Below are 25,037 nucleotides of genomic sequence, written 5' to 3'. Positions count from 1 at the left end.
ACCAATCACCGTCCGTCGGCCGTGTCGTATCCGGCATGCGGGCGGCTTATGAGGAGAACGAATAAGAATGAACAAGATTGCCACCCGTGCCATCGCCATCATCGCGGCGGTGGGTTCCATGGTTTCCTTGGCGGCATGCGGATCGGATACCGCTTCGAACGCCAACGTCCCTACGCCCAAAGAGTCCGACGGTTCCGTGACCGTGAACTTCTGGCACTCCATGTCCGGCACGAACGGTCAGGTGCTGGACAAGATGATCAATGAGTTCAACGCGCAGAACAAGGGCAAGATCACCGTCAAAGGCTTGTACCAAGGCAAGTATGATGAAGCGATCACCAAATACAAGTCGGCCGTGCAGTCGCAGTCCACGCCGACGCTGATGCAGATCTACGACATTGGTTCGCGCTTCATGATGGATTCCGGCACCATCACGCCGATGCAGAATTTCATCGATAAAGACAAGTACGACACCTCCGATCTGCAGCCGAACGTGGCCGGGTACTACACCGTGAACGGCAAGCTGTATTCGATGCCGTTCAACACCTCCATGCCGGTGCTGTACTACAACAAGACGTTGTTCGAGAAGGCCGGGCTCGACCCGAACAAGGCACCGGAAACGCTGGATGAAGTGAAGGCCGCCGCCGAGAAGCTTTCCGAGAAGAATGGCGGACCCGCACAGTACGGCTTCAACGCCGCCGTCTACGGCTGGTACCTGGAGCAGGAGATCGCCGCCAGTGGCGAGCAGTACTGCGGTCCCGACAACGGCCGTGGCAAGGATCGCGTGTCGAAGTTCGACTTCGACAACGACGCCGCAGTCACGTTCATGAAGTGGTGGAAGGATATGGTCGACTCCGGCGTCTCCGGCAACACCGGTTCCGATACCACGGCGGCCATCAACGCCTTTGAAACCGGCAACATCGGCATCACCATCGAATCCACCGCCGATCTGGCCGGTGTGATGGACGCCGCCAAGCAGAAGGGCTTCGAAGTCGGTGTGGGGAACTACCCGAAGATCAAGAAGAACAACTCCGGCCCGATCATCGGCGGCGGCTCCCTGTGGATTTCCAACGTGAAGCATTCCGACGAGGAGCAGCAGGCGGCTTGGCAGTTCGTCAAGTTCCTTTCCGACCCGAAGCGTCAGGCCGAATGGCACACCGGCACCGGTTACTTCCCGACCTCGAAGAAGGCGCTCGAGGAGCCGGCGGACGCCCAGTGGCGTCAGCAGTACCCGCAGTTCGATGTGGCGGTCAAGCAGTTGCAGAACACCAAGCTCACTCCCGCCACCCAGGGGTGCTCCGCAGGTGTGATGCCGCAGGCCCGCAAGGGCGTGGAGAAGGCCGTCGAACAGATCTTCGAAGGCACCGATCCCAAGAAGGCTTTGAGCGATCAGGTCAAGGCGTTGCAGACGGATTTGGACGATTACAATAACTCGCTGTCCCAGAAGTGATGTGGTCGCGGTCCCTATGCCGCGACAATGACGACGGCCCGCCGCCCCGGAGGTTTTCGGAGCTGCGGGCCGTTTGCCATGCCCCGCATGATCGGGGCGCGCGCTGTTACTTGTGATACGGCTCGCCAGCGTTGATCTTGTATGCGCGATAGATCTGCTCCAACAGGATCACGCGCATGAGCTGATGGGGGAACGTCATCTTCGAAAAGCTCAGCTTGTAATCGGCGCGTTTGAGCACCGCGCCGCATCGAAGATCTGACCCGTATTCCGCTGTTCCCGAACGGCAAGTCCGGTGACTTGAAGGCCGAGCCCTTGCCGGGCGCCGATGCGAACCCGCCGCTGGCGGTCACGACGTCCGCCGCGCCGAAGGGGGCACTACCAGCATGTGCCGCTGTTCTCCGATGTGCTGGACGTGGTGGCCGGCCGGGCTCCGCTGATTGTGGAATACAAGTTCAGCAACAACAGGGCTTGGGATGAGCGTAGCGAAGAGCTCATGGAAAAGGGCCACGCCTTGCTTGAGGCGTATGACGGCCCGTACGTGATCGAATCCTTCCACCCGGGCGCGGTGAATTGGTACAAGGAGCATCACCCTGAGGTGTGCCGCGGTCAGCTGAGCTGGCCGGCGAAGCTGAGCAAGAATGGTGCGGCTGAATGGGCCGCCGGCTTACTGGCGTTCGACTGGCTGTCTCGTCCTGATTTCGTGGCTTATGACTGGACCGGTGGCGCTTCGCCGCAAGTCAGGCTCGCTCGTTCGATGGGTGCGATGCCGGTTTCATGGACCGTGCGCAGCAGCGATGAACTCGCCCAGTGCGCCCCCTACTTCGACCGCCACATCTTCGAAGCGTTCGGCCCCGACGCAGTGTGAGGTTGAGGGCGTTATTGATGTGCCCATGGGGCGGTTACAGGCTCATCGGGCGGTAACTTGCCCATGGGGCGGTTTGAAGAATATGTGAAACCGCGGAATTAAGCCATTTTGGGATACCACCCCATGAGGGTTTTACGGCCCCATGGGGCAATTACCGCCCCATGGGGGATTTCCCGCCCCATGAGGTATGGTGTTTTACTTGTGATACGGCTCGCCAGCGTTGATTTTATAAGCGCGATAAATCTGTTCGAGCAGAATCACGCGCATGAGCTGATGGGGGAACGTCATCTTCGAGAAGCTCAGCTTGTAATCGGCGCGTTTGAGCACCGCCTCGTCAAGACCGATGGATCCGCCGATCACCAACTGGATATGGCTGACCCCTTGGATGCCGAGCTGGCTGACTTTCGCGGCCAGACCTTCGGAGGAAAGCATCTGGCCGTCGATGGCCAAGGCGATCACGAACGCGCCCGGTTTCAGATGCTTGGCGATGCGTTCGCCTTCTTTGGCCTTGATCTGTCGGTCAACGCCTTCAGAGGCGTGTTCGGGCGTCTTCTCATCCGCCACCTCGATGATGTTGAGCTTGCAGTAGCGCGAGAGCCGCTTGGAATATTCGGCGATGGCGTCGGTCAGATACCGTTCCTTGATCCGACCGACGCAGACGATGTCGATGTTCATGCGTCAGTCGATGACGCCGTAGAGACGATCGCCGGCATCGCCCAGCCCCGGCACGATGTAGCACTTGTCGTTGAGCTTCTCGTCCACCGCGCACACCACGACCTTGAATTCGATGGACGGGTCGATGTGCTCCTCGACGTACTTGATGCCTTCAGGCGCCGCGATGATGTTGATCGCGGTCACGTCCTTGGCGCCGCGTTCGGCCAGATAGTGCGTGGCGGCGACCAGCGTGCCGCCGGTGGCGAGCATCGGATCGATCAGGAAGCACTGGCGGCCGGACAGATCATCGGGCAGGCGGTTCGCATACGTCACCTGCTGGGTGGGATGCTCCTCGTCGCGCTTCATGCCAAGGAAGCCGACTTCGGCGGTGGGCATGAGGCGGGTCATGCCGTCGAGCATGCCGAGGCCCGCGCGCAGCACCGGCACGATGATCGGACGGGGTTCGGCCAGTTTCTTGCCGGTCATCGGGGCGACCGGCGTCTCGATCGGCGCGGCGACCACGGACAGGTTGCGCGTGGCCTCGTAGGCTTCAAGCATCACAAGCTCCGAGACGAGCTCGCGGAAAATGGAGGAAGGGGTGTTCTTGTCGCGCAGCACGGTGAGCTTGTGCTCGACCAGCGGATGATTCAGTACATGCAATTCCATAGCTCCCAGCCTACCCGCAGCTCTGCCGGAAAACACCTTGGCCACAGGCAGTAGTCGCTGAACCATGACTACATTGTTGGCTCGTGCTGTTCAATTAGCGGCCATATGACATTCATGGTTCTTAACCATTGCGGCCATGTCGCATTCGCTAACGTTGGTCAGCGAAAGCGTTCCCATCAGCGCTCATGCATTTGGGTGCCGGCGTTTTCGTCGATCGATGCCAAGAGGAAGGGCATCAATACAGACCGATATTGATGAGGAGGGACAATGTCCGTATTCACTCAGTGCGAGCGTGCGCTTGCCGGGATCGCCGCCGTTGCCACCATCGCCGCCAGCTTCGCGGCTGTGGTGCCGGCCGCCATGGCCGACGACCAGCCGACCTACCCGTCTGACATCGCTAAGGCCGATCCGCAGGTACTGCTCAAGGAGTTCAACAACTACTGGACTCCGGTGGCCAACCCGAACAATGACGAGACCACTGCATCCCACGGCAGCGTCACTGATGCCGGCGTTGCAGTGCTTGGCAAGAGCGATGACCTGACCGTGGCTATCAACAACAAGGCTGACGCCGATAACACCAATGGTGTGAAGGTGGACGACCACTACACCCAGCAGCAGCGTGCCGTCATTGATGGTGCCCAGAACAATCGCGAAACCTACTGGGATGCCTTCGGTCCGATTATCGGCGAATGGTTCTATGAAGGCTACGAAGCAGATGCCAATGGCAATGTGCCGCTGGCCAAGACCGGCAAGCTGCTCAACGACATGGTCGGCTACATCCCGGTGACTGGCGCCAAGCATGGTTTCAACTACCCGCGTCCGTCGCTTAACACCGCTGAAGGCGACTCTATCGACCGCAGCGCCAACGGTGAAAACGACCTGAAGGGACTGGCTCCTGCGCTCGCTCTGAAGCGCGTGGCCGGCTTCCACGATGATTTCCGCAATGTCGACCGTGCCAATGGCTATGGCGGTCTGGTGCAGTCCGAGTCCTTCCCGTCCGGCCACACGATGGCGTTCTACACGTCCGGCCTGACCCTGGCTGCCCTGATGCCTGAGCTCGCCCCGCAGATTGCAGCCCGTGCCGCCGAGGGTGGCAACAACCGCATCGTGCTTGGTGTGCACTACCCGATGGACATCATGGGCGGCCGTATCGTCGGTGAGGCTTCCGCCGCCGGCCGTCTGAACGACGACGTCTTCTTCGAGCAGGTCGTCAAGCCCGCCCAGCAGGAACTGCGCGACTACCTGACCAAGCGCGGCCAAGAAGCCGGATACGGCAACACCCTTGACGAGATTATCGCCAACACGAAGGCCACCACCACCAACGGCTACAAGAACCTCAACACCGATCAGGTCGCCACTGAGCCCGTCACCGATGTCAAGTCCGCCGTGGACGTGTACACCGAGCGCCTCACCTACGGCTTCGACCCGGTCGGCCCCACCGATCAGGCCGCCCGCGTGCCTGCTGGCGCCGAGGCTCTGCTGCGTACCGTGTTCCCGACCCTGAGCGCCGACCAGCGCCGCGAAGTGCTGGCCCGCACTGAAATCCAGTCCGGCTACCCGCTCGACTCCACTTCCGACGGCTGGCAGCGCCTGAACCTCGCCGTCGCCTTCAGCTCTAAGGTCACCCTTGACGCCAACGGCAACGTGGTGAGCGTCGAGCCCGGTCAGAAGGCTGAAGTCGTCAAGCAGGAGGCCCCGAACAACAACGGTGGCAACAACAACGGCAACGAAAACAACAACGGTTCCAACAATGGTTCCAACACCGGCAACGACCAGAACAACGCCGGCTCCAACAGCCAGAACCAGAACAACGGCAACAAGAAGCCGAGCACGTCCAAGAACGCGTCCAAGGCCAACGGCAAGCTGGCCAACTCTGGCGCTGACGTGAGCGTCTTCGCCGGCATCACCGTGCTGTTCCTCGCCGCAGGTGCCGCCCTCGCCACCGCCCGTAAAATGCTCCGCCACTAAGAATGATTGCTGACTCATGTCAGCACTAATTCCCATCTCAGTGTTGGCTTCCCTCTCCGAGGAGGAGCCAACACTGCGTTTGGGCTAAGGCGTCTGCGTAGCTTCCCGCTGGAGATTCCAGAACCATGATATGACCCATATTGCTCCCTCTCTGAGGGGAGCTGCCGAACGAGGTGAGGCTGAGGGGAGCAATGCCAAGTGGGAGGTGTCTCGCCAAGCAATCAGCCGGCGAGACACCTCCCACTTCGTTACCTATACGTTCGATACGCTACGCTCCCGCGCTCCCGAACATCACATCGCAAACGGCTCGTAATACATCTCGTCCGCTGCCACGCCGTGCTTCAACAGAATCGCGCGTAAGGCGTTCGCCATCGATCTGGGCGCGTCGGACGTCGAGATGGTGTCGGAGACCGGTTCCGGCATGGACGACAAACGCCGCAAGTTGAACCGCACCCTCGCCGACCCGACCGTGGGCACGATCGTCGTGGAGCATCGCGACCGCCTGGCCCGCATGAACGCGGGACTGGTCGAATCCGCGTTGACGGCGCAGGGGCAGCGGCTCATCGTCGTGGACGATTCCGAGCTGGACGACGATCTCGTGCGGGACATGACCGAGGTGCTGGCCTCGTTCTGCGCCCGCCTGTACGGTCGGCGCGCGGCGAGGAACAAGGCGAAGGCCGCGTTGAAGGCGGCGCATGATGCTTGAGGCCGTCAAGGTGGCGTTGGATCCGACGCCCGTGCAGGAACGCCTGATACTGTCGCACGCGGGGGCGGCCAGGTTCGCGTACAATGCGGGGCTCGCCCACGTCAAGGAGACCATCGAAACCGGCGGGAAGCTGGAATGGACATTGTATGCGCTGCGCCGCTGGTGGAACGCGAACAAGGGCACGCTGGCCGTGGATGCGGACGGGACGCCGTGGTGGCGGGAGAACAGTAAGGAAGCCTACAACAGTGGTCTGGAGGCATTGTCCGACGCCCTGTCGAACTGGTCGAAAAGCCGCAAGGGCGAACGGAAGGGCCGCAGGGTCGGGTTCCCGAGATTCAAGGCGAAGGATCGGGAGACGCCGCGGTTCGCGTACACGACCGGCAGCTTCGGCCTTGTCAGGGCCGATCCGAAGGCGCTCAGACTGCCGCGCATCGGCCGCGTGCACTGCATGGAGAACGTCGCAGGACGCGTGGACGGGGCCAGGGCGCTGCGCATGACGGTGTCGTGCCGTGCGGGACGCTGGCACGCCGCGTTGACCGTCGAACGCGCCGACCCAACGGCGAGACGAACGCCGAGGGAAGGGGCGGTCGGCATCGATCTGGGCGTGAAATCCTTGGCGACGCTCTCGGACGGCACCACGATCGCCAACCCGCACACGCTCAAGGCCAATGAACGCCGTCTTAAGCGGGCGCGACGCTCGCTGAGCCGCAGACAGCCCGGCTCGCATCGGCGCGCCCACGCGCGGGAACGAGTCGTCCGACTGCACGCGCGTGTCGCCAATCAGCGCCGCGACATGTTGGACAAGCTGACCACATGGCTCGCCGACACGTACTCGGACATCAGCATCGAGGATCTGAACGTGGCGGGCATGGTCAAAAACCACAGGCTCGCCCAATCGATTCAGGACGCCGCATTCGCGGAGTTCCGACGCCAACTGACCTACAAGACCGCACGCACCGGCGCTGGACTCCACATCATCGGCCGCTGGTATCCAAGCTCGAAGACCTGCTCGAACTGCGGGACGGTGAAAACCAAACTGTCCCTGTCCGAGTGCGTCTACCATTGCGAGGAGTGCGGACTGTCCATCGACCGTGATTTGAACGCGGCCGTCAACATCCAGGTCGCCGGGAGTGCCCCGGAGACCGTAAACGCGCATGGAGGGGACGGAAGACGGAACGACGCATCACGTCGTGCAACGCAGATCCCGGTGAAGTGCGAACCAAGCAGCCACGCAAGCGGCGTGAGACTTGGAGCGGACGATCGCAAGACCGTCCTACAAACCAAAACAAACTAGTTTGCAACGGTTGTAGGCCGCGCCGAACCTATAGGGCCATCCGCTTCCACTTGCGGATCTTCGTCCTGAACGATCCGAACGGGGCGACGGTGTTCACATGAATGAACCTGTACACTTCCCATACCGCCGTTTTGGTGGCGTCGTCGGCCCATTGCCTCATATGCGGCTTGAACAGCTCATCCTCGCTCATCGCATCGATCATGGCGTATATGGCGTCGACGTTGTCGGTCAACATGCCCTTCAGCTCCCGCAGCGAAAGGTGGGCGTAGGTGTCGGTGAACCACTGGTACAGCTTTCCGAGTTGGTTCCACTTGAACTCGTCCGACGGCGTTCGCACCGGAAGGCCCTTCCGTTCGCGATCCTCCCATTGCAGCAGCAGGGTGGTCCAACCAACCTGATAGGCGAGGTTTTCCGCCGGGGTCCTCTCGACCTCGTCGATGCGCTTGTCTTTCAGGGCTTCCGGAATGTCGTCGAACTCCGCAATGTATTTTCGAAACGTCGCGCCGATCTCCTTTTTGAGCTCCTGCGCGTTCTCGTATGTTCTCACTATGCACCTCCCGGCCGCCATGTGTCGCTGCGACGATACGAGCATTGTATCAGTCCGGCGGATGCCGTGACGTCAGTGGCGGGCGGGTGTCCGGGGCCGTCTGAACTTCATGTGAACAAAATGAATTCTCTGACTTGTGCGCGTATAGTCCTGATGAATTTCTCCCCCCGCTGTATCTCCTCGTGTCATGCTGGTGCTGATCGCCGCCGAAACGCCGAAATATGGGAGTGGGTGGATATGGGAATCTCAATCAAGAATCTCAGGAAGGTGTATGAGAACGGATATGAGGCCCTGAAGGATATCAGCCTTGATATTCAAGACGGGGAACTGGTCTGCCTGCTTGGTCCCAGCGGCTGTGGCAAAAGCACTACGTTGAACATCATCGCGGGTCTTTTGGATCCCACTTCCGGCGATATCGCCATCGACGGCCAATCCGTCGTCGGACTGCATCCCAAGAATCGCAACATCGGGATGGTCTTCCAGAATTATGCCCTCTACCCGCATATGACGGTATTGGAGAACGTCATGTTTCCGCTGCGTGTGGGAGAACATCGCCGCAGCAGGGAAGAGGCGGCGAAGATCGCCCACAAGTTCATGGACATGACGAACATCGAGAATCTGGCGGACAAGAAACCTTCCGCGTTGTCGGGCGGGCAGCAGCAGCGTGTGGCCATCGCTCGTGCACTCGTGCAGACTCCCCGGGTGCTGCTGCTCGACGAGCCGTTGAGCAATTTGGACGCGCGTCTACGGTTGCATATTCGCGAGGAGATTCGCCGTCTGGTCAAGGGGACGGGCATCACCACGATCTTCGTCACTCACGATCAGGAGGAGGCGCTGTCGATTTCCGATCGCATCGTGCTGATGAACGAGGGTGTGGTGCAGCAGTACGACAATCCGCAAAAACTCTATCTCGACCCGGCCAACCTGTTTGTGGCGCAGTTCATGGGCAGTCCGATCATCAATATCTTCGACATGAGATTCGACCGTTCTGACGGCATGCTGCGGGGAAAGGCCTTCGACATCGCGCTCGCGGATCTTGATGGTTCCCGGTTCCGCGCCGGCGCCGCGGGCGGAATGCTGACGGAGGAGCGCTACAAGGTCGGCATTCGTCCTGAATATTTCCTGACGGAGCCCGTGAAAGGGCATGCCGATGGATTCAAGCCGGCGTTTGAGGCCGAGATCGAGTCTTTGGAAATGATTGGCCGTTATGCCGTCCTGCATTTTGACGCCGGCGGGCAACATGCGCGCAGCGTGGTCGATGCACGCACGGGAATCCGCCAAGGGCAACGGGTCGCGTTCGCCATCGGGTATGACGATATATATCTGTTCTCCGAGGATGGAACGAGGGTGTACTGATATGGAAGAGAGGCGCGAGAAGTCGATTGCGGTGACTGCCCTGAATGAGGGCGGGGGAGGGAAATCTCATCGCTCGGGTCGATATTCCGCCGAGCGGCAGCCCCATGCGTGGCTGTTGCTGTTCCCGGCCTTGGCGCTGATCACCGTGTTCAATCTGCTTCCCCTGGTGCGTATCTTCATCATGTCGCTGCAGGGCGGGACGTTGACCCGTCAACGGTTTGTGGGAATGCGTAATTTTGTTTTCGTGTTCGCGGATCCCGAATTCCGCAAGGCCATCGCCAATACGGCGCTGTTTGCATTCGTCGTGGTGTCGGTCGGGCTGGTGCTGTCAATGGCGGTGGCCGTGGCCATCAATGGAAAGCTTCGCGGAGGCAGGGTTTTCGAAATCCTGTTCTTCATCCCCTATCTGACCTCGGTGATCGCCATCGGCATGGTGTTCCGGTATCTGTTCAACGGCGATTACGGTTTTGTCAATTACGTGTTGGGTCTGTGTGGCCTTGGACCCTATGATTTTCTCAACGATCCGAAGTTCAATATGCCCACGCTCATCATCTTCGGCATATGGTCGTCCCTGGCGTTCAACATCATCATTCTGTTGTCGGGCCTGCGCGGCATAGACGAGGAATATTACAAGGTGGCCGACATGTTCGGTGCCACGGCCTGGGAGAAGTTCCGCCGGATCACGTTGCCGCAGATGGTGCCGATTCTGACGTTCCTGTCCATCGTGGATTTCATCAATTCCTTCAAGGTGTATACGGAGGTGTACGCCTTGTTCAACGGGAAGGCCGGTATCGGCGATAGCGCCACGACGGCGGTGTTCTACGTGTTCAACAAGTTCTACGTGGACAACAAGTATGGGCAGGGCATGGCCGCGGCGGTGGTGCTGTTCCTGGTGATTCTGGCTTTCACCATCATCCAAGGCATCGTATTGAGGAGGCTGGCGAAGTGAGGTTTCTCGGTAAGGGTCTGGTCTACGTGTTCGTCATCGTCATGGCGGCGCTTACGCTCTTCCCGTTCCTGTACATGCTGTCCAGCAGCCTGATGACCTATCAGGAGGTTACGAGCATCCCGCCGACGATAGTGCCTCACGTCCCGCAGTGGCACAATTTCGTCGAAGCCATGAGGCAGGCGCCGTTCCCCCGTTATTTTCTCAACACGGTACTGGTGTCCGGGTTGTCGACGCTGGGCACGATCATCACCACCGTACTTGCGGCCTTCGCCTTGGTAAGGTTGCGTTTCCGTTTCAAGAAGGCGTTGATGATGGGCATGATGGCGTTGCTCATGGTGCCGTATGAGGTCGTTGTGTTCACCAACTATCGCACGATCAACCAGCTGGGTTTGCTGGACACGTATTGGGCGTTGATCTTGCCCTCCTTGGCAAGCGTGTTCTACATCTTCTATCTGCAGCAGTACCTGTCGTCCATGCCGGCGGCATATTACAACGCGGCGAAGGTCGACGGGTGCGGTGATCTCGAATTCATCTGGAAAGTGATGATTCCGATGAGCAGGCCCGCTCTGTTCACCATGGCGTTGCTGCTGTTCATCGGCGGCTGGAATTCGTTCCTCTGGCCGATTCTCGTCACCAACAGCACGGATATGCGTCTGATCAGCAACGGTCTGAGCGCGTTCGCTACTGAGACCGGTACGGCGGTACAACTTCAGATGGCGGCCAGCACGGCCACGATTGTGCCGATATTGGTGCTGTACTTCATCTTCCATAAGCAAATCATCGAAGGAGTGTCCAGCAATGGCATCAAGGGATAACGATTTGCGCGACAAAACGCGCATCACGTTCTACCGGGGCATCCGCACGATCGGAGGCAATCTCATCGAGGTGTCCTATGGCGATAGCCGCATCGTGTTCGACTGCGGTTGCGAATATAACCCTGCCGCTCCCAAGCAGCCCCGAGATCTCGCCGATCTCATCTCGCAAGGCTACGTACCGTATCTGCCGGCGATATTCGACCGCACGATAGACGTGCCCGGTCACCATTGGTCTGCGGACCCGTATGCGCACAGTGCGGTCTTCGTCTCGCATGCGCATCTCGACCATTCCAAGATGCTCAACTATATCGATTCCGCCATCCCCGTCTACGCTTCGCAGAACACCAAGAGGGTGCTCGAAGCCATGAACGTGAACGACGATTTCGATTTCCCGCCGTATCGCAAGGATTGCAGCCATACTCGGCCGATCACCGGCGTGGAGCCCAACGGCGTCGTGCGTGTCGGTTCCATCTCGGTCACGGTCATGCCCGTAGACCACGATGCCTACGGTGCGTCCGGTCTGCGCGTCGTCACGCCTGACGCGGTCATCGCGTACACGGGCGACATTCGTTTCCACGGATTTCTTGAGCATGACACCCGTGCGTTCCTCCAGGCGAACGCGGGTGCCGATGCGCTCATCATGGAAGGCACGTCGATCTCCTTCCGCAAGCCAGGCGATCCCGTCGACCGCCCGGAGACCACCGAGCAGCAGGTGTGCGATCGCATCGAGGCGCTCGTTCGGGACAATCCGCATCGTCAGATCACGTTCAACTACTATCTGACGAACATCGAACGAATCCAGCACATCATCGCGTCCAGTCCGCGCACCGTCGTGCTCAGTGCGTACGCGGCTTTCGTCTACACTTCCGTGACCGGTGACCCCGTGCATTACTACCGTCTGAATGATGACCGTGATTATTCGGCGCTCGACTCGACGCTGGAGATTCCGTTCGATGAACTGCTGTCCGATCAGGATGCGTATCTGTGGCAGCTCGACGATCGTGCGAGAGCCGCACATCTGCACGATCTTCGACGCAACGGATTGTATGTGCACACGGGTGCCGCGCCTCTCGGAGAATACGACCCCGCGTATAAGCCGTTCTTCCAAGGATTCGCCGATCAGGATGTCGAAGCCGTCACGATTTCGTGCTCCGGGCACGCCACGGTGGAGAAGGCGTTCGAGATCATCGATGCGGTGCGTCCCCGTCTGCTGTTCCCGGTGCATGGCGAGCATCCCGAACGGTATCGCAACGATTATGGAGCGATGGTCTTGCCCGAACCGGGGTTGACTGTTGAGCTGTGAGCTGTGAACCGGCGTGTTGCCGGTTGCGTCCTTGCCGAGACTTTTCCGGGGAACGTTCCACGGGAAACAGGAAAAGAAACAAGCAAACGGAAACCAATGGAATCAGAAAAGGAATGGAATCATGACACTACACGGTAATATGCGTGCGAAAGCGGTGCTGACCGCATTGATGGCTGGCGTGCTAGCCTTATCTGGATGCGGCTCGACCAACGCGGCGAGCGATGGTGGACAATCCGACAAGATCGTCTCCGACATCAAAGGAAACGTTGAGATCACGTTCTGGCACGGCATGACAGGCAACCAGGAGAAGACCCTGCAGAGCCTGACCGATACGTTCATGAAACAGAACCCGAACATCAAGGTGACTTTGCAGAACCAGTCCAGCTACAGTGACCTGCAGCAGAAGCTCACCGCCACGATGCAGAGCCCGAAGGATTTGCCGACCATCACTCAGGCGTACCCGAGCTGGCTGGTCGACGCGATCTCCGATGATCAGGTCGTTGACCTTGACCCCTACATCACGTCCAAGGACGGCAATCTTGCATTCGACAACTGGGATGATGTGCTGCCCGGCCTGCGCGATGGCGTGAAGATCGACGGCAAGACGTATGGCATGCCGTTCAACAAGTCCACTGAGGTGCTGTGGTACAACAAGACCATGCTCGACGAGCTGGGACTCAAGGTGCCCACCACGTATGACGAGCTCGCCGAAACCTCCAAGAAAATCGAGAGCGCGAAGGGCATTCCCGGCGCGGGCTTCGACTCGCTGTCGAACTACTACATCACCTATATGAAGAACGAGGGGGTGACGTTCGGCAAGGGCCTCGATGTGACCGGCGAGAAGTCCGCCAAGGCCTTCGACTACTACGACAAAGGCGTCAAGGATGGCTACTTCCGCATCGCCGGCACCGACAAGTACATGTCCGGTCCGTTCTCCAACCAGAAGGTCGCCATGTATGTTGGGTCCAACGCCGGTGAATCCTTCGTTAAGAAGGGCGCCGAGGGCAAGTTTGAATATGGTGTGGTGCCGTATCCGGCGAAGCACACGATGCAGCAGGGCACCGATATCTACATGTTCTCCTCGGCCAGCCCCGAACAGCGCACGGCGGCCTATTTGTATGAGAAGTTCCTGACGTCCAAGGACAGCCAGATCGAGTGGGCGATCGGTACCGGTTACATTCCTGTGCGCAAGTCCGCGATCGCCGATGCCAAGTATGCCAACTCGGGCAGTGCCATTGCGCCCATCTTGGCTGATGCCTCCAAGAACCTGTTCACCATTCCGTTGACGCCCGGCATGCAACAGGCCAGCGACGATGTGCAGAAGTCCTTGGAGAGCGTGCTTTCCGGTGCGGGTGACGTCAAGTCTTCGCTGAGCACGCTCAAGCCGACGTTCGATTCGGATTGGGAACAGTGACCGCTGTATTCCGGCGAATGGTGCGATGCAGGATTGGATGGTAGAGCTGTGAACGGTGATTCGGCATTCGCGGTGGCTTTCGATTTCGACGGCACGGTATGCCTCGGCGATGGTCCGGTCAAGGCCTACGCCGAGGCGGTGTGCGCGCATCTTGATCGTGATGACGCGGCCACGTTGAACGATGAGCTGGAGCGGTTTCTGGCATGTCCGGTGGATATGCCGAAGTATTCGGATGCCTATGACGTCGTGCAGGCTCATGCGGCAGGGCGTCTGACCGCCGAGCAGTCGCAGGATGCGTATATGCGTTCGCGTCGAATGTTGGCCGAAGGCACGTTCGACGTGCGTCCGCCCGAGGGGTTGGAATCCCTCTTGGAGCGGTTGGGCGTGTTGGGTTGCCGCCGCGTGCTGGTCACGAACTCGCCGATGATCGGGCTGCGTGAGACGTTGGACCGTCTGGGCGTGCTCGAAGGATTCGATGGCATCATCGCCGGTGCCGCCAAGCCAGGCGGATGGCCGAAGGTGATCGAAAGGCTGTCGGCGGTTCGCCGACGGACGGGCGAGCTGGGTGTGATGAGCATCGGCGACTACTGGACGAACGATATCGCTCCGGTGCGTGCCGCCGGTGGACTTACCGCGTTCATCCACGAGCCTGATCCATCCTTGCCTGCGACCATCACCGCCCCTACCTTGCGGCAGATGGTCGATGACATTGTGGATGTATGCGCTGCCGCGTCGGCGGATGCCGGTGGGGTCGGGGCCACTTTCCGGGACTGACCGCAACCGTGTCCGTTGACCCCGTTGACGGCTATCATGTCCTGAGGGCCAGAAGGCTCTATCTCGATGCAGAGGTCGAAAGGATATGTGGCTGCTATGGTGCAGGAACCAACATTGGAATGGCATGTCATACCGGAGCCGACGAATGTCGAGCCGCTGGTGGGAACATGCTCGTTGCCGTTGTCGGGAACGGTTGTGGAGCAACGAGGCGCGGATGATGCGGAGGCCGTGTTTGCGCGTCAGCTTGCCGACGACATTAAGCGCGTATGCGGAGGCCGCTGGCAGGTGGCCTCCGGAGAAGTTCAGCGGGAGGTGACTTTGCGGACCAGTCCTTCGCTCGATGACTGGTCGTATGTGCTTGAGGTCTCGCCGGATGGTGTTGTGATCACCGGTTCGGGGTTCGAAGGCGTTCGCGATGGCGTGCAGACATTGCGTCAGATTATTCGCCAGATTGGTTTGACGATACCGTGCATGGTCATCAGGGATCGGCCGGCGTTCTCGACCCGCGGTTACTATCTGGACGTGACTCGTGGCCGTGTGCCCTCTATGGCTTGGCTGAAATCGTGGGTGGATCGCCTGTGCTTCTACAAGTACAACCAATTCCAGTTGTACATCGAGCATACGTTCCAGTTCAATGGTCTTAGCGAAGTGTGGCGTGGCGCCGATCCGCTGACTTCGTCCGACATTCTCGAGCTTGATTCCTATTGCGCGGCGCGTGGCATAGAGCTCGTGCCCTCCGTGTCGACGTTCGGGCATCATTACACCGCGCTGCGGACGCGGCAACTACGTGATCTGGGAGAGTTTCCGGAGGACGCGGATCGTCCTTTCAGCCTGATCGAGCGAATGACGCACCATACGCTCAACATCACCGATGAGCGGTCCTATGAGTTTTCGACATCATTGATTGATGAGCTGATGCCGTTGTTCCGTTCGCGGAAGTTCAATATCTGCGCCGATGAGACGTTTGATCTCGGCAAGGGGAGGTCGAAGCAGGAATCGGCGAAACGTGGCGTTGGCGCGATGTATGCCGATTTCGTCGAGCGACTGTGCCGCCATGTTGATGATCGTGGGCATGATGTCATGGTGTGGGCCGATGTCGCGCTCGAGCACCCTGAGATCATCGATACGCTTCCCAAGAACATCACCTGGCTGAATTGGCAGTATGAGCCCAACGTGGATGATGGCACAACGGCAGCTCTCGCCGATGCCGGCGCGACGCAGATGGTGTGCCCGGCGGTGTGGTGCTGGAATGCGCTGATTCCGCGGATCGACGATGCGTGGAATAACATCACCAGGATGGCGCGCCATGGCCGCGCCCATGATGTTTCGGGGATGCTGGTCACTGATTGGGGGGATTTCGGACACGTCAACGATCCCCGCATGTCGGTTCCGGGCATGATCTTCGGTGCGCAGCAATCCTGGAATCCGGATGCCGAGCTCAGCGAAGCCGATATGCTGTCACGCATATCCACCATCGAATACGGCGACCATACTGGTAGCGTGGTCGGTGCGCTCAGGGGCGCTTCTGCCAAAGGCGGATTCTCGTGGAGCGATCTCGTCACCTACCTGGAACTGGATGACGGCCGTGGCGGATGCAATACGGAGATCGTGCGGGTCATGGGCTGTCTGGAAGCGTATCGGAATGATTTGCCGCAGTCTGGTCAGGCAAGGTTGGCGGATGCTCGCGTTTCGATGCTGCGGACGTTGCGTGACTCCATTCTCGCGGGCCGGGAATTGAACGGCAAGCTTGACGATGCAGCCAAGGATATCACTCAGCTGTTCCGCGTGGCCGGTGATCCCTCCTCCGCTGCGGTCTGGTCGTTAGCCATCGACGGTCAGCGTCTGCTGAACCGTGTCGGGTTGGCGTTGTTGGCTGCGCATGGCGTGGTGCGGCAGGATGAGGCCGGAATCGATGCGGCGAAGTTGGCCGATGAACTGGAATGCTGGACCGAACGGTATTCGAGGCTCTGGCATGAGGTCAGCCGGCAGTCGGAACTGGCCCGCATCCAACACGTGGTATGGCGCGCGGCGGACGTGCTGCGTTCCATTTAGCCGGTTGCGTGGTGACGGGAGCGGCGGTGCGAGCGGGCCTGATGCAAATATGTTAAGGCTGTTGACAATGCGGGCTCCCGTACTTATCATGGTTGCGTCCATCTCATAGGCGTGATGGACGCAACCGAAGTCATCATCGACTCAAAGGAGAGACAATGAGGAATGTCGCGATGAAGGTGGGTGCTGCGGTATGCGCCGTGGCCTTGCTGGGTTCGCTGTCTGCGTGTGGCAATAAGAAGTCGACCACGACGGCTGACGGCAAGCCGATTGTGACGGTTCTGGTCAAGAAGAACGCCAATCAGGACAAGATCGCCAATATGCAGTGGGCCAAGGACTTGGAGGCCGACTGCGATTGCAAGATCGAGTGGCAGGAAGTGACTCGAGAAGCTTGGTCACAGCAGAAGAACGCCACCTTGGCCTCTGGGGATATCGCGGACGTGAACCTTAACGGATTTAATTCCCTTGACGCCTACCAGTATTCGGGAATGTTTGAGGATCTAGGCAAGAGTCTCGACAAGTTGCCAAATATCAAGGCGTTCTTTAAGGAGAAGCCGGAAGCTAAGAAATTCTCGACTGATTCCAAGGGTAGAGTCTATGCAATAGCCACTGCGCGCGGCAAGTCCTATTCCGGCACGGGCCAGCACATGCTGATCAACAAGGCCTGGCTCGACAAGCTGGGTCTGCAGGTGCCGACCACGTGGGACGAGCTGGAGAACGTGCTTATGGCGTTCAAGACCCAGGACCCGAACGGCAACGGACAGGCCGACGAGATCCCGATGAACATACAGAAGCTTGGAAGCGGTTTCTCCTGGTATAGCCCGATGCTGCTGCTCAATTCCACCGGCATCCCGACCGGCTTCAACAAAGGCGTATCCACTTCTGGTTATTATGTCAAGAACGGCGTGGTCAAGAGCTTCCTGACCTCCGACGAATACAAGGAGGTCGTCAAGTACTACCACAAACTCATCTCCGAGGGGCTGATTCCCGCCGACTGGGCCACCAAGGACGATGACGCCTACAACGCGAACCAGATTAGTGACGGCCAGATCGCGAAAACCGGCGTGGTGTTCGGTTGGTCTCCGACTGACAATTTCGGCAAGCTTAAGGACCAGTACATCGCTATGCCGGCACCTTCTGCTCCGGGCGTTTCCCCGGATGAGACCGTGTGGGATGGTTCCTCTAGCGAATTGGCTCCTGCTGGGCTGACCATTTCCGCGCATGCCGCGAACAAGGACGCCGCGCTGAAGCTGGCCAACCTGCTCTACTCCGAGAAGTACTCCGTGCAGCAGTTCCTCGGATCGTTTGGTCAGACTTTGACTAAGACCGGTGAGCATAAGTATACTGTGGACAGCGCCAAGTTAGACAAGCTGACTAAGGATAATCTTTACCCTGGTTTGTCGGAATTGCTGGTGGGTTGGATTCCCAATGAAGTCATCATTAAGGGTGATACTCACGCCGATGAACTGATTGAGGTGAACAAGGTGTACGAGGAGCAGCGCAGCCACTTCGATCCCGTCAAGGACTATATTCCCGACTACGTCAATATGGATAATATGGATCCTTCCGATTCCGCGAAGTTGAGTACAAGCAATGCGGAGATTAACAACACCGTTATGCAGAAGACTGCTGCTTGGATGTCCAAGGGCGGCATCGACGAGGAATGGGATGCCTATTGCAAGCAGCTCGACAGCATTGGCCTTCAGGATAACATCAAGATCTGGCAGAAGTGGTACGACACCTACACGAAGTGACGGTGTCGTGAGCGCGGACCTGTTGCAAGGCAGTGCTTGCGACTCCAAGATGTGAGCCGCACCCGAATTGTTGAACTGGAGGAATTCGGATCAACGATCGGGTGCGGTTCGCTCATGCGGAGCGGATGCGATGTTGAGGCTGGGTCTGCCGCGGGTCCGTCGCGAACCGTTTCACCGTGGCCGAGTCCTTGCCCGGCGCCACGCAGGGCAAGCTTGACGATGCAGCCAAGGATATCGCCCCGCTGTTCCGCATCCAACGTGTGGTATGGCGCGCGGCGGACGTGCTGCGTTCCATTTAACAGGTTACGTGGTGGCGGCAGCGGCGATGTGTGGCGCGACTCACATATATGTTAAGAATGTTGACGAACTCCATCTCCCGTGCCTATCATGAGTGCGTCCGTCCCGCAGATGCGGCGGATACGCTCAAATATCATCATGTCAAAGGAGAGACGATGAGAAGACAAACTATGGTGAAGGCGGGTGCCGTTGTGTGTGCCGTGGCCTTGTTGGGGTCGCTGTCTGCGTGTGGGGGCAGCAAGAAGCCGACCACGACGGCTGACGGCAAGCCGATTGTGACGGTTCTGGTCAAGAAGAACGCCAATCAGGAAAAGATGGCTGATATGCAGTGGGCCAAGGACCTGGAGGCCGACTGCGATTGCAAGATCGAGTGGCAGGAAGTGACTCGAGAAGCTTGGGGGCAGCAGAAGAACGCCACCTTGGCCTCTGGGGATATCGCGGACGTGAACCTGAATGGGTACGGTGCCGTTGATGCTTACCAATATCCCGGTATGCTCGAGGATCTGAGCAAGGATCTTGACAAGCTGCCAAACGTCAAGGCATTCTTTAAGCAGAAGCCGGAAGCTGAAAAATTCTCTGCTGATACCAAGGGAAAGATTTATTCGATAGCTACAGGGCGCGGCAAGTCCTATTCCGGCACGGGCCAGCATATGCTGATCAACAAGGCCTGGCTCGACAAGCTGGGTCTGCAGGTGCCGACCACGTGGGACGAGCTGGAGAACGTGCTCAAGGCGTTCAAGACCCAGGATCCGAACGGCAACGGCCAGGCCGACGAGATCCCGATGAACATTAAGAAGCTCGAAAGCAGCTACTACACCTGGTATAGCCCGATGCTGCTGCTCAACTCCACCGGTATTTCGACCGGATTTAATATGAGCGCGGCGTCCGAAACCGGCTTCTACGCCAAGAACGGCGTGGTCAAGAGCTTCATGACCTCCGACGAATACAAGCAGGTCATCAAGTACTACCACAAGCTCATCTCCGAGGGCCTGATCCCCGCCGACTGGGCCACCAAGGACGATGACGCCTACAACGCGGACCAAATTAGTGATGGTCAGACCGCGAAGACCGGCGTGGTGTTCGGTTGGTCTCCATCCGACAATTTCGGCAAGCTCAAGGACCAGTACATCGCCATGCCGGTGCCGTCCGCCCCGGGCGTCTCGCCGGACCAGACCGTGTGGGACGGCTCCTCCAGTGAGCTGTCTGTTGCCGGACTGTCGATTTCCGCGCATGCCGCGAATAAGGACGCTGCGCTGAAGCTGGCCAACCTGCTCTACTCCGAGAAGTACTCCGTGCAGCAGTTCCTCGGTTCGTTTGGGCAGACCTTGACCAAGACCGGTGAGCACGAGTACACCGTGGATAACGACAAGTTGAGCCAATTGACCGGTGATAACCAGTATCCTGGCCTATCGGAATTGCTGGTGGGTTGGATTCCTGATGAAGTCACCATCAAAGGCGATAGTCACGCCGATGAGCTGATTGAAGTGAACAAGGTGTACGAGGAGCAGCGCAGCAACTTCGATCCCGTCAAGGACTATATTCCCGACTACGTCAATATGGATTCGGCTGATGCGGCAAAGTTGAATACAAGCAATGCTGAGATTTTCAATACCGTCATGCAGAAGACTGCCACTTGGATGTCCAAGGGTGGTATTGACGAGGAGTGGGATGCGTATTGCAAGCAGCTCGACAGCCTTGGCCTTCAGGATAACATCAAGATTTGGCAGAAGTGGTACGACCTTTGCGTAAAGTGACGGTTCCGTGGGTACAAGCCTTGTTGCAAGGCAGTGCTTGCGACTCCGAGATGTGAGCCGCACCCGAGTCGTTGAACTGGAGGAATTCGGATCAACGATCGGGTGCGGTTCGCTCATGCGGAGCGGATGCGGTGTTGAGGCCGGGTCTGCCGCGGGTCAGGTAGATCATGGTGCTGGAGCAGTCCATGTTCCCGAAGCCGCGGGAGCGGGTTTTGACGTGCTGCGTTCTGTTTAGTGGATTACATGGTGGCGGGAATGACTATGTGTGGCGCGACTCACATATATGTTAAGAATGTTGACGAACTCCATCTCCCGTGCCTATCATGAGTGCGTCCGTCCCGCAGATGCGGCGGATGCGCTCAAATATCATCATGTCAAAGGAGAGACGATGAGGAGACAAACCGTGATGAAGGCGGGTGCCGTTGTGTGCGCCGTGGCCTTGCTGGGTTCGTTGTCTGCGTGCGGCGACAAAGAGCCGACCACGACCGCTGATGGCAAGCCGATTGTAAGTGTCTTAATAGTCAAGAGACCCAGTACGGATAAAATCGCCAACATGCAGTGGGCCAAGGATCTGGAGGCCGACTGCGACTGCAAGATCGAGTGGCAGGAGGTCAGCGAGGACGCCTGGGCCCAGCAGAAGAACGCCACCCTGGCCGCGGGCAAGCTTGCGGATGTAAGCCTCCACGCCTTTGGAGTGCCTGATGCTGCTCAATATCCAAGCATGTTTGAGGATCTGAGCAAGGATCTTGACAAGCTGCCGAACGTCAAGGCCTTCTTTAAGCAGAAGCCGGATGCCAAGAAGCTTATCACCGATCCTGACGGTCACATATATGCCCTGCCTTCGTCCCGAGGCAAGTCCTATTCCGGATCTGGTCAAAATATGATGATCAACAAGGCCTGGCTTGACAAGCTGGGTCTGCAGGTGCCGACCACGTGGGACGAGCTGGAGAACGTGCTCAAGGCGTTCAAGACCCAGGACCCGAACGGTAACGGACAGGCCGACGAGATCCCGATGAACATCAAGAAGCTCGACAGCTACTTCTCTTGGTATAGCCCGATGCTGCTGCTCAACTCCACCGGCATCGTCACTGGTTTCAACAAGGGGCCGACGGTTACCGGCTATTATGCGGATAACGGCGTGGTCAAAAGCTTCCTGACCTCCGACGAATACAAGCAGGTCATCAAGTACTACCACAAGCTCATCTCCGAGGGCCTGATCCCCGCCGACTGGGCCACCAAGGCTCTCGACGCGTATGATTCGGATCAGACCAGTGATGGCAAGACCGCGAAGACCGGCGTGTCGTTCGGGTGGTCGCTGGATGCGAGTTTCGGAACGCTCAAGGATCAATACATCGCCATGCCGGTGCCGTCCGCCCCGGGCGTCTCCCCGGACCAGACCGTGTGGGATGGCTCGTCCAGCGAATTTGACGGCAACAAACTTTCCATCTCATCGCATGTTGCGAACAAAGACGCTGCGCTGAAGCTGGCCAACCTGCTGTACTCCGAGAAGTACTCCGTGCAGCAGTTCCTTGGCTCGTTTGGACAGTTGGTTACTGATAACGGCAATCATCAATACACCGTGGATGCAGAGAAGACCAGTCAGCTGATGAAGGACAACCTCTTCCCTGGTCTGTCTGATCGGTTTACGGGTTGGATTCCCGACGAAGTCTCCATTAAGGGCGATACCAATGCTGATGATTTGCTTGAGGTGAATAAAGCATATGATGAGCAGCGCAGCCACTTCGATCCCGTCAAGGACTACATTCCGGACTATGTGAACCCCAGCCCCGAAGACAATAACAAGCTGAGTAGTAATAATACCCAGATTCTCAACGTTGTTATGCAGAAGACTGCCACTTGGATGTCCAAGGGTGGTATTGACGGGGAGTGGGATGCGTATTGCAAGCAGCTCGACAGTCTTGGTCTGCGGGAGAACGTGAAGATCTGGCAGAAGTGGTACGACACCTACACGAAGTGATGGTGCCGTGAGCGCAGACCTGCTGCGAGGCAGTGCTTGCGACTCCGAGATGTGAGCCGCACCCGAATTGTTGAACTGGAGGAATTCGGATCAACGATCGGGTGCGGTTCGCTCATGCGGAGCGGATGCGGTGTTGTCTCGCGTACCAGACAAGCACAAATACAACAAGGAGATTCACACTATGAATCAGTTTCGTGGGGTCATTCCCCCGGTCGTCACTCCATTGACCGCGGATCATCGTCTCGATGTGGAGAGCTACAGGCGCTCGATCGACCGCATGATTGGGGCCGGGGTCAATGGACTTTTCGTTCTCGGATCCTCAAGCGAAGTCGTGTTCTCCACGGATGAGCGACGTCGTGAGATACTGGCCGCGGCCATTGAGATTGCCGGCGGCCGAGTGCCGGTGCTGGCGGGGTGCATCGACACGGAGACCAATCGTGTGATCGAGCATGCTCGTGCGGCTCGCGAGATGGGAGCCGCCGCCATCGTGGCCACGGCGCCGTTCTACGCATTGGGCGGCGTGGCGGAGATCGAGAGGCATTTCCGTCTGATTCACGCCGCGGTGCCTGAATTGCCGCTGTTCGCATACGACATCCCCGTATGCGTGCATACCAAGCTGCCCAATGATCTGCTGATCCGCTTGGGGCGTGATGGCGTGCTGGCCGGAGTGAAGGACTCGTCGAACGATGATGTGGCGTTCCGTTTCCTGATTGGGGACAACGAGGAGAACGGTCATCCGCTGACGTTGCTGACCGGTCAGGAAGTCGTCGTCGATGGCGCGTATATGGCCGGTGCGGACGGCAGCGTGCCCGGCTTGGCCAATGTGGATCCATATGGCTATGTTGCGATGTGGAACGCCTACCGGAACGGTGATTGGGATTCGGTGCGCAAGGAGCAGAACAAGCTCGCCTCGTTGATGCGGATTGTCCTGGCGCCATCCGGCGTCCAGGGATTCGGTTCCGGCGTGGGCGCGTTCAAGACCGCGATGGCGTTGCTGGGCGTGTTCGACACCAACCAGATGCCCGAACCGGTGTTGGCGTTGCATGGCGACAATGTGAAAGCCATTGCGAACGTGTTGCGTGCATGCGGTTTCGAGCTTGCGCGCACGGTGGAACAGGTCGATGCGTCCACCGAGTGATGATGACGTGCCATCCCGCGGACCTTCTCCTTCCCCCAACCCATGTAGGTCCGCGGGATGGCACACCGCAATGTTGCGGAATGCGCCGGGGTGCCGCTTGGCCGTGAACGGAGATTGCCCGTGGACGCCGGGCGGCATCAAGGCGATGAACAGGAGTGAGCGAATATGACGGAGAACGGGATGATGAATACGAACAATACTGTGTGCGGCGCGAACCATGACGGAGCGATGAGTCTGGCGGCTCCAGGCGATTACGGTGTGGCCTGCTACCGGATTCCGGCCCTTGCCGAGGCGCCCAACGGCTGGATCCTCGCGGCGTTCGACGCGCGGCCCCATAACTGCCAGGATGCCCCGCAAGCCAATTCGATCGTGCAGCGTATCTCCAAAGACGGCGGCCGCTCATTCGAGCCACAGCATGTTGTGGCCGCCGGGCATGATGGCGTCGACAAATACGGGTATTCCGATCCGTCCTATGTGGTGGACCGGCAGACGGGAGAGGTGTTCCTGTTCTTCGTCAAATCCTATGACGCCGGTTTCGGAACCTCCCAGGCGGGCGTCGATCCCTCTGCGCGTACGGTGCTTCAGGCCGCCGTCACCAGTTCCATCGACAATGGCGTGACGTGGAGCGAGCCGCGCATCATCACCGCCGACATCACGAACAGCGAATCATGGATTTCACGGTTCGCTTCTTCCGGTGCCGGCATCCAGCTCACGTATGGCGAGCATGCGGGGCGCCTGATCCAGCAGTACACCATCAAGGAGCTCGACGGCCGCTACCGTGCGGTATCGGTCTTCTCCGACGATCACGGCGCAACCTGGCATGCGGGCACCCCCGTCGGCGATCACATGGACGAGAACAAAGTCGTGGAACTTTCCGATGGTCGTGTGATGCTGAACTCGCGTTCCTCCGATGGAAACGGTTGCCGCTACGTCGCCATCTCCCGGGATGGTGGCGCCACGTATGGTCCGGTGATCCGTGAAACGCAGCTGCCCGATCCAGAGAACAACGCGCAGATTGCCCGTGCGTTTCCCGATGCCCCCGAGGGGTCGGCGCGGGCCAAGGTCCTGCTGTATTCCTCCTCGTCGCCTTCGGACAGGATCGATGGACTCGTGCGCGTCTCGATCGATGACGGCAAAACCTGGAGTGCCGGCCGACGGTTCACGACGGGGGCGATGGCGTATTCGGTGATCGCCGCATTGAGCCACAAGGCCGGCGGCGGCTATGGCCTGCTGTATGAAGGTGATAATAATAACATTATGTACACCCGTATCTCGCTCGACTGGCTCAACGGCCAGCTGAACGTCGACG

18 protein-coding genes and 4 pseudogenes are annotated in these 25,037 nt (G+C 58.8%); 18 read left to right on the top strand and 4 right to left on the bottom strand.

Going from position 1 to position 25,037, the window contains the following annotated elements:
- Positions 1 to 67 precede the first annotated feature (67 nt).
- Entirely contained in the window at positions 68 to 1,447 is a 1,380-nt protein-coding gene (locus MMB48_RS10840; protein ID WP_032743956.1) for an ABC transporter substrate-binding protein, read from the top strand.
- Between the two features lie 106 nt (positions 1,448 to 1,553).
- Here MMB48_RS10840 and MMB48_RS10835 read toward each other — a convergent pair.
- Positions 1,554 to 1,688, bottom strand: a pseudogene (locus MMB48_RS10835) (23S rRNA (pseudouridine(1915)-N(3))-methyltransferase RlmH); the annotation flags it as partial.
- On the opposite strand from MMB48_RS10835, the pseudogene MMB48_RS10830 reads away from it, so the two are divergent.
- Positions 1,685 to 2,312 (top strand): annotated as a pseudogene (locus MMB48_RS10830) (glycerophosphodiester phosphodiesterase); the annotation flags it as partial. The pseudogenes MMB48_RS10835 and MMB48_RS10830 sit on opposite strands and share 4 nt — an antisense overlap.
- Positions 2,313 to 2,507: 195 nt before the next feature.
- On the opposite strand, the gene rlmH reads toward MMB48_RS10830, so the two are convergent.
- Positions 2,508 to 2,987 (bottom strand): 23S rRNA (pseudouridine(1915)-N(3))-methyltransferase RlmH, encoded by a 480-nt coding sequence (gene rlmH, locus MMB48_RS10825; protein WP_032743955.1) that lies wholly within the window; start codon positions 2,985 to 2,987, stop codon positions 2,508 to 2,510.
- Between the two features lie 3 nt (positions 2,988 to 2,990).
- Positions 2,991 to 3,632: a uracil phosphoribosyltransferase gene (gene upp, locus MMB48_RS10820; RefSeq protein ID WP_032743953.1), complete on the bottom strand. Its 642-nt coding sequence runs from the start codon at positions 3,630 to 3,632 to the stop codon at positions 2,991 to 2,993.
- A 267-nt stretch (positions 3,633 to 3,899) separates the two neighbouring features.
- Here upp and MMB48_RS10815 point away from each other — a divergent pair, with 267 nt between their 5' ends.
- From MMB48_RS10815 to tnpB, 3 genes and pseudogenes are all read left to right on the top strand, one after another.
- The gene (locus tag MMB48_RS10815; protein WP_050496234.1) at positions 3,900 to 5,600 is read left to right on the top strand and encodes a phosphatase PAP2 family protein; all 1,701 of its coding nucleotides are present in this window, start codon (positions 3,900 to 3,902) and stop codon (positions 5,598 to 5,600) included.
- Positions 5,601 to 5,958: 358 nt separating this feature from the next.
- A pseudogene (locus tag MMB48_RS10810) lies at positions 5,959 to 6,306 on the top strand (IS607 family transposase); the annotation flags it as partial.
- On the top strand, positions 6,299 to 7,600 hold the full coding sequence (gene tnpB, locus MMB48_RS10805; RefSeq protein ID WP_032743971.1) for an IS607 family element RNA-guided endonuclease TnpB: 1,302 nt from the start codon (positions 6,299 to 6,301) through the stop codon (positions 7,598 to 7,600). The pseudogene MMB48_RS10810 and the gene tnpB, both read left to right, overlap by 8 nt.
- Before the next feature lie 28 nt (positions 7,601 to 7,628).
- On the opposite strand, the gene MMB48_RS10800 is transcribed toward tnpB, so the two are convergent.
- A complete protein-coding gene (locus MMB48_RS10800; protein WP_032743951.1) occupies positions 7,629 to 8,147 on the bottom strand; it encodes a ClbS/DfsB family four-helix bundle protein in 519 nt (172 codons plus the stop codon).
- A 237-nt stretch (positions 8,148 to 8,384) separates the two neighbouring features.
- Between MMB48_RS10800 and MMB48_RS10795 the strand changes: the two genes are divergently transcribed.
- From MMB48_RS10795 to MMB48_RS10735, 13 genes and pseudogenes are all read left to right on the top strand, one after another.
- Positions 8,385 to 9,503, top strand: a complete 1,119-nt coding sequence (locus MMB48_RS10795) for an ABC transporter ATP-binding protein (RefSeq protein WP_032743950.1) — start codon at positions 8,385 to 8,387, stop codon at positions 9,501 to 9,503.
- Position 9,504: 1 nt separating this feature from the next.
- Positions 9,505 to 10,452, top strand: coding sequence for a carbohydrate ABC transporter permease (locus MMB48_RS10790; protein WP_032743949.1), 948 nt, complete (start codon positions 9,505 to 9,507; stop codon positions 10,450 to 10,452).
- Positions 10,449 to 11,267 carry a carbohydrate ABC transporter permease gene (locus MMB48_RS10785; protein ID WP_032743948.1) on the top strand — a complete coding sequence of 273 codons (819 nt, stop codon included), beginning with the start codon at positions 10,449 to 10,451 and terminating at the stop codon, positions 11,265 to 11,267. The genes MMB48_RS10790 and MMB48_RS10785 overlap by 4 nt, the downstream gene beginning before the upstream one ends.
- Positions 11,251 to 12,570 carry an MBL fold metallo-hydrolase gene (locus MMB48_RS10780; protein ID WP_032743947.1) on the top strand — a complete coding sequence of 440 codons (1,320 nt, stop codon included), beginning with the start codon at positions 11,251 to 11,253 and terminating at the stop codon, positions 12,568 to 12,570. Before MMB48_RS10785 ends, MMB48_RS10780 begins: the two co-directional genes overlap by 17 nt.
- Positions 12,571 to 12,691: 121 nt before the next feature.
- Positions 12,692 to 13,984: an ABC transporter substrate-binding protein gene (locus MMB48_RS10775; protein ID WP_050496233.1), complete on the top strand. Its 1,293-nt coding sequence runs from the start codon at positions 12,692 to 12,694 to the stop codon at positions 13,982 to 13,984.
- Between the two features lie 48 nt (positions 13,985 to 14,032).
- On the top strand, positions 14,033 to 14,758 hold the full coding sequence (locus MMB48_RS10770) for an HAD family hydrolase (RefSeq protein WP_032743944.1): 726 nt from the start codon (positions 14,033 to 14,035) through the stop codon (positions 14,756 to 14,758).
- 96 nt (positions 14,759 to 14,854) lie between these two features.
- Positions 14,855 to 16,810: a beta-N-acetylhexosaminidase gene (locus MMB48_RS10765; protein ID WP_032743942.1), complete on the top strand. Its 1,956-nt coding sequence runs from the start codon at positions 14,855 to 14,857 to the stop codon at positions 16,808 to 16,810.
- Between the two features lie 155 nt (positions 16,811 to 16,965).
- Positions 16,966 to 18,561: an ABC transporter substrate-binding protein gene (locus MMB48_RS10760; RefSeq protein ID WP_012578579.1), complete on the top strand. Its 1,596-nt coding sequence runs from the start codon at positions 16,966 to 16,968 to the stop codon at positions 18,559 to 18,561.
- 176 nt (positions 18,562 to 18,737) lie between these two features.
- Positions 18,738 to 18,860 carry a hypothetical protein gene (locus tag MMB48_RS10755; RefSeq protein WP_012578578.1) on the top strand — a complete coding sequence of 41 codons (123 nt, stop codon included), beginning with the start codon at positions 18,738 to 18,740 and terminating at the stop codon, positions 18,858 to 18,860.
- A 153-nt stretch (positions 18,861 to 19,013) separates the two neighbouring features.
- Entirely contained in the window at positions 19,014 to 20,612 is a 1,599-nt protein-coding gene (locus MMB48_RS10750; protein ID WP_012578577.1) for an ABC transporter substrate-binding protein, read from the top strand.
- Positions 20,613 to 21,000: 388 nt separating this feature from the next.
- Positions 21,001 to 22,590, top strand: coding sequence for an ABC transporter substrate-binding protein (locus tag MMB48_RS10745; RefSeq protein ID WP_136527127.1), 1,590 nt, complete (start codon positions 21,001 to 21,003; stop codon positions 22,588 to 22,590).
- A gap of 181 nt (positions 22,591 to 22,771) precedes the next feature.
- Positions 22,772 to 23,728 (top strand): dihydrodipicolinate synthase family protein, encoded by a 957-nt coding sequence (locus MMB48_RS10740; RefSeq protein WP_032744767.1) that lies wholly within the window; start codon positions 22,772 to 22,774, stop codon positions 23,726 to 23,728.
- 210 nt (positions 23,729 to 23,938) lie between these two features.
- A pseudogene (locus MMB48_RS10735) lies at positions 23,939 to 25,015 on the top strand (sialidase family protein); the annotation flags it as partial.
- Between the last annotated feature and the right edge of the window lie 22 nt (positions 25,016 to 25,037).

It is taken from the genome of Bifidobacterium sp. FKU, from assembly GCF_026016385.1.
GTDB lineage: Bacteria > Actinomycetota > Actinomycetes > Actinomycetales > Bifidobacteriaceae > Bifidobacterium > Bifidobacterium infantis.
This window is presented reverse-complemented; position numbering and strand designations above follow the sequence as displayed.

Excerpts from the sequence above, each read along its gene's own strand:
- rlmH (WP_032743955.1), bottom strand. The coding sequence starts at position 2,987 with ATGAACATCGACATCGTCTGCGTCGGTCGGATCAAGGAACGGTATCTG.
- MMB48_RS10765 (WP_032743942.1), top strand. The coding sequence starts at position 14,855 with ATGGTGCAGGAACCAACATTGGAATGGCATGTCATACCGGAGCCGACG.
- MMB48_RS10780 (WP_032743947.1), top strand. The coding sequence starts at position 11,251 with ATGGCATCAAGGGATAACGATTTGCGCGACAAAACGCGCATCACGTTC.
- MMB48_RS10815 (WP_050496234.1), top strand. The coding sequence starts at position 3,900 with ATGTCCGTATTCACTCAGTGCGAGCGTGCGCTTGCCGGGATCGCCGCC.
- MMB48_RS10790 (WP_032743949.1), top strand. The coding sequence starts at position 9,505 with ATGGAAGAGAGGCGCGAGAAGTCGATTGCGGTGACTGCCCTGAATGAG.
- MMB48_RS10775 (WP_050496233.1), top strand. The coding sequence starts at position 12,692 with ATGACACTACACGGTAATATGCGTGCGAAAGCGGTGCTGACCGCATTG.
- MMB48_RS10760 (WP_012578579.1), top strand. The coding sequence starts at position 16,966 with ATGAGGAATGTCGCGATGAAGGTGGGTGCTGCGGTATGCGCCGTGGCC.
- tnpB (WP_032743971.1), top strand. The coding sequence starts at position 6,299 with ATGCTTGAGGCCGTCAAGGTGGCGTTGGATCCGACGCCCGTGCAGGAA.
- MMB48_RS10795 (WP_032743950.1), top strand. The coding sequence starts at position 8,385 with ATGGGAATCTCAATCAAGAATCTCAGGAAGGTGTATGAGAACGGATAT.
- MMB48_RS10750 (WP_012578577.1), top strand. The coding sequence starts at position 19,014 with ATGAGAAGACAAACTATGGTGAAGGCGGGTGCCGTTGTGTGTGCCGTG.
- MMB48_RS10745 (WP_136527127.1), top strand. The coding sequence starts at position 21,001 with ATGAGGAGACAAACCGTGATGAAGGCGGGTGCCGTTGTGTGCGCCGTG.
- MMB48_RS10840 (WP_032743956.1), top strand. The coding sequence starts at position 68 with ATGAACAAGATTGCCACCCGTGCCATCGCCATCATCGCGGCGGTGGGT.
- upp (WP_032743953.1), bottom strand. The coding sequence starts at position 3,632 with ATGGAATTGCATGTACTGAATCATCCGCTGGTCGAGCACAAGCTCACC.
- MMB48_RS10740 (WP_032744767.1), top strand. The coding sequence starts at position 22,772 with ATGAATCAGTTTCGTGGGGTCATTCCCCCGGTCGTCACTCCATTGACC.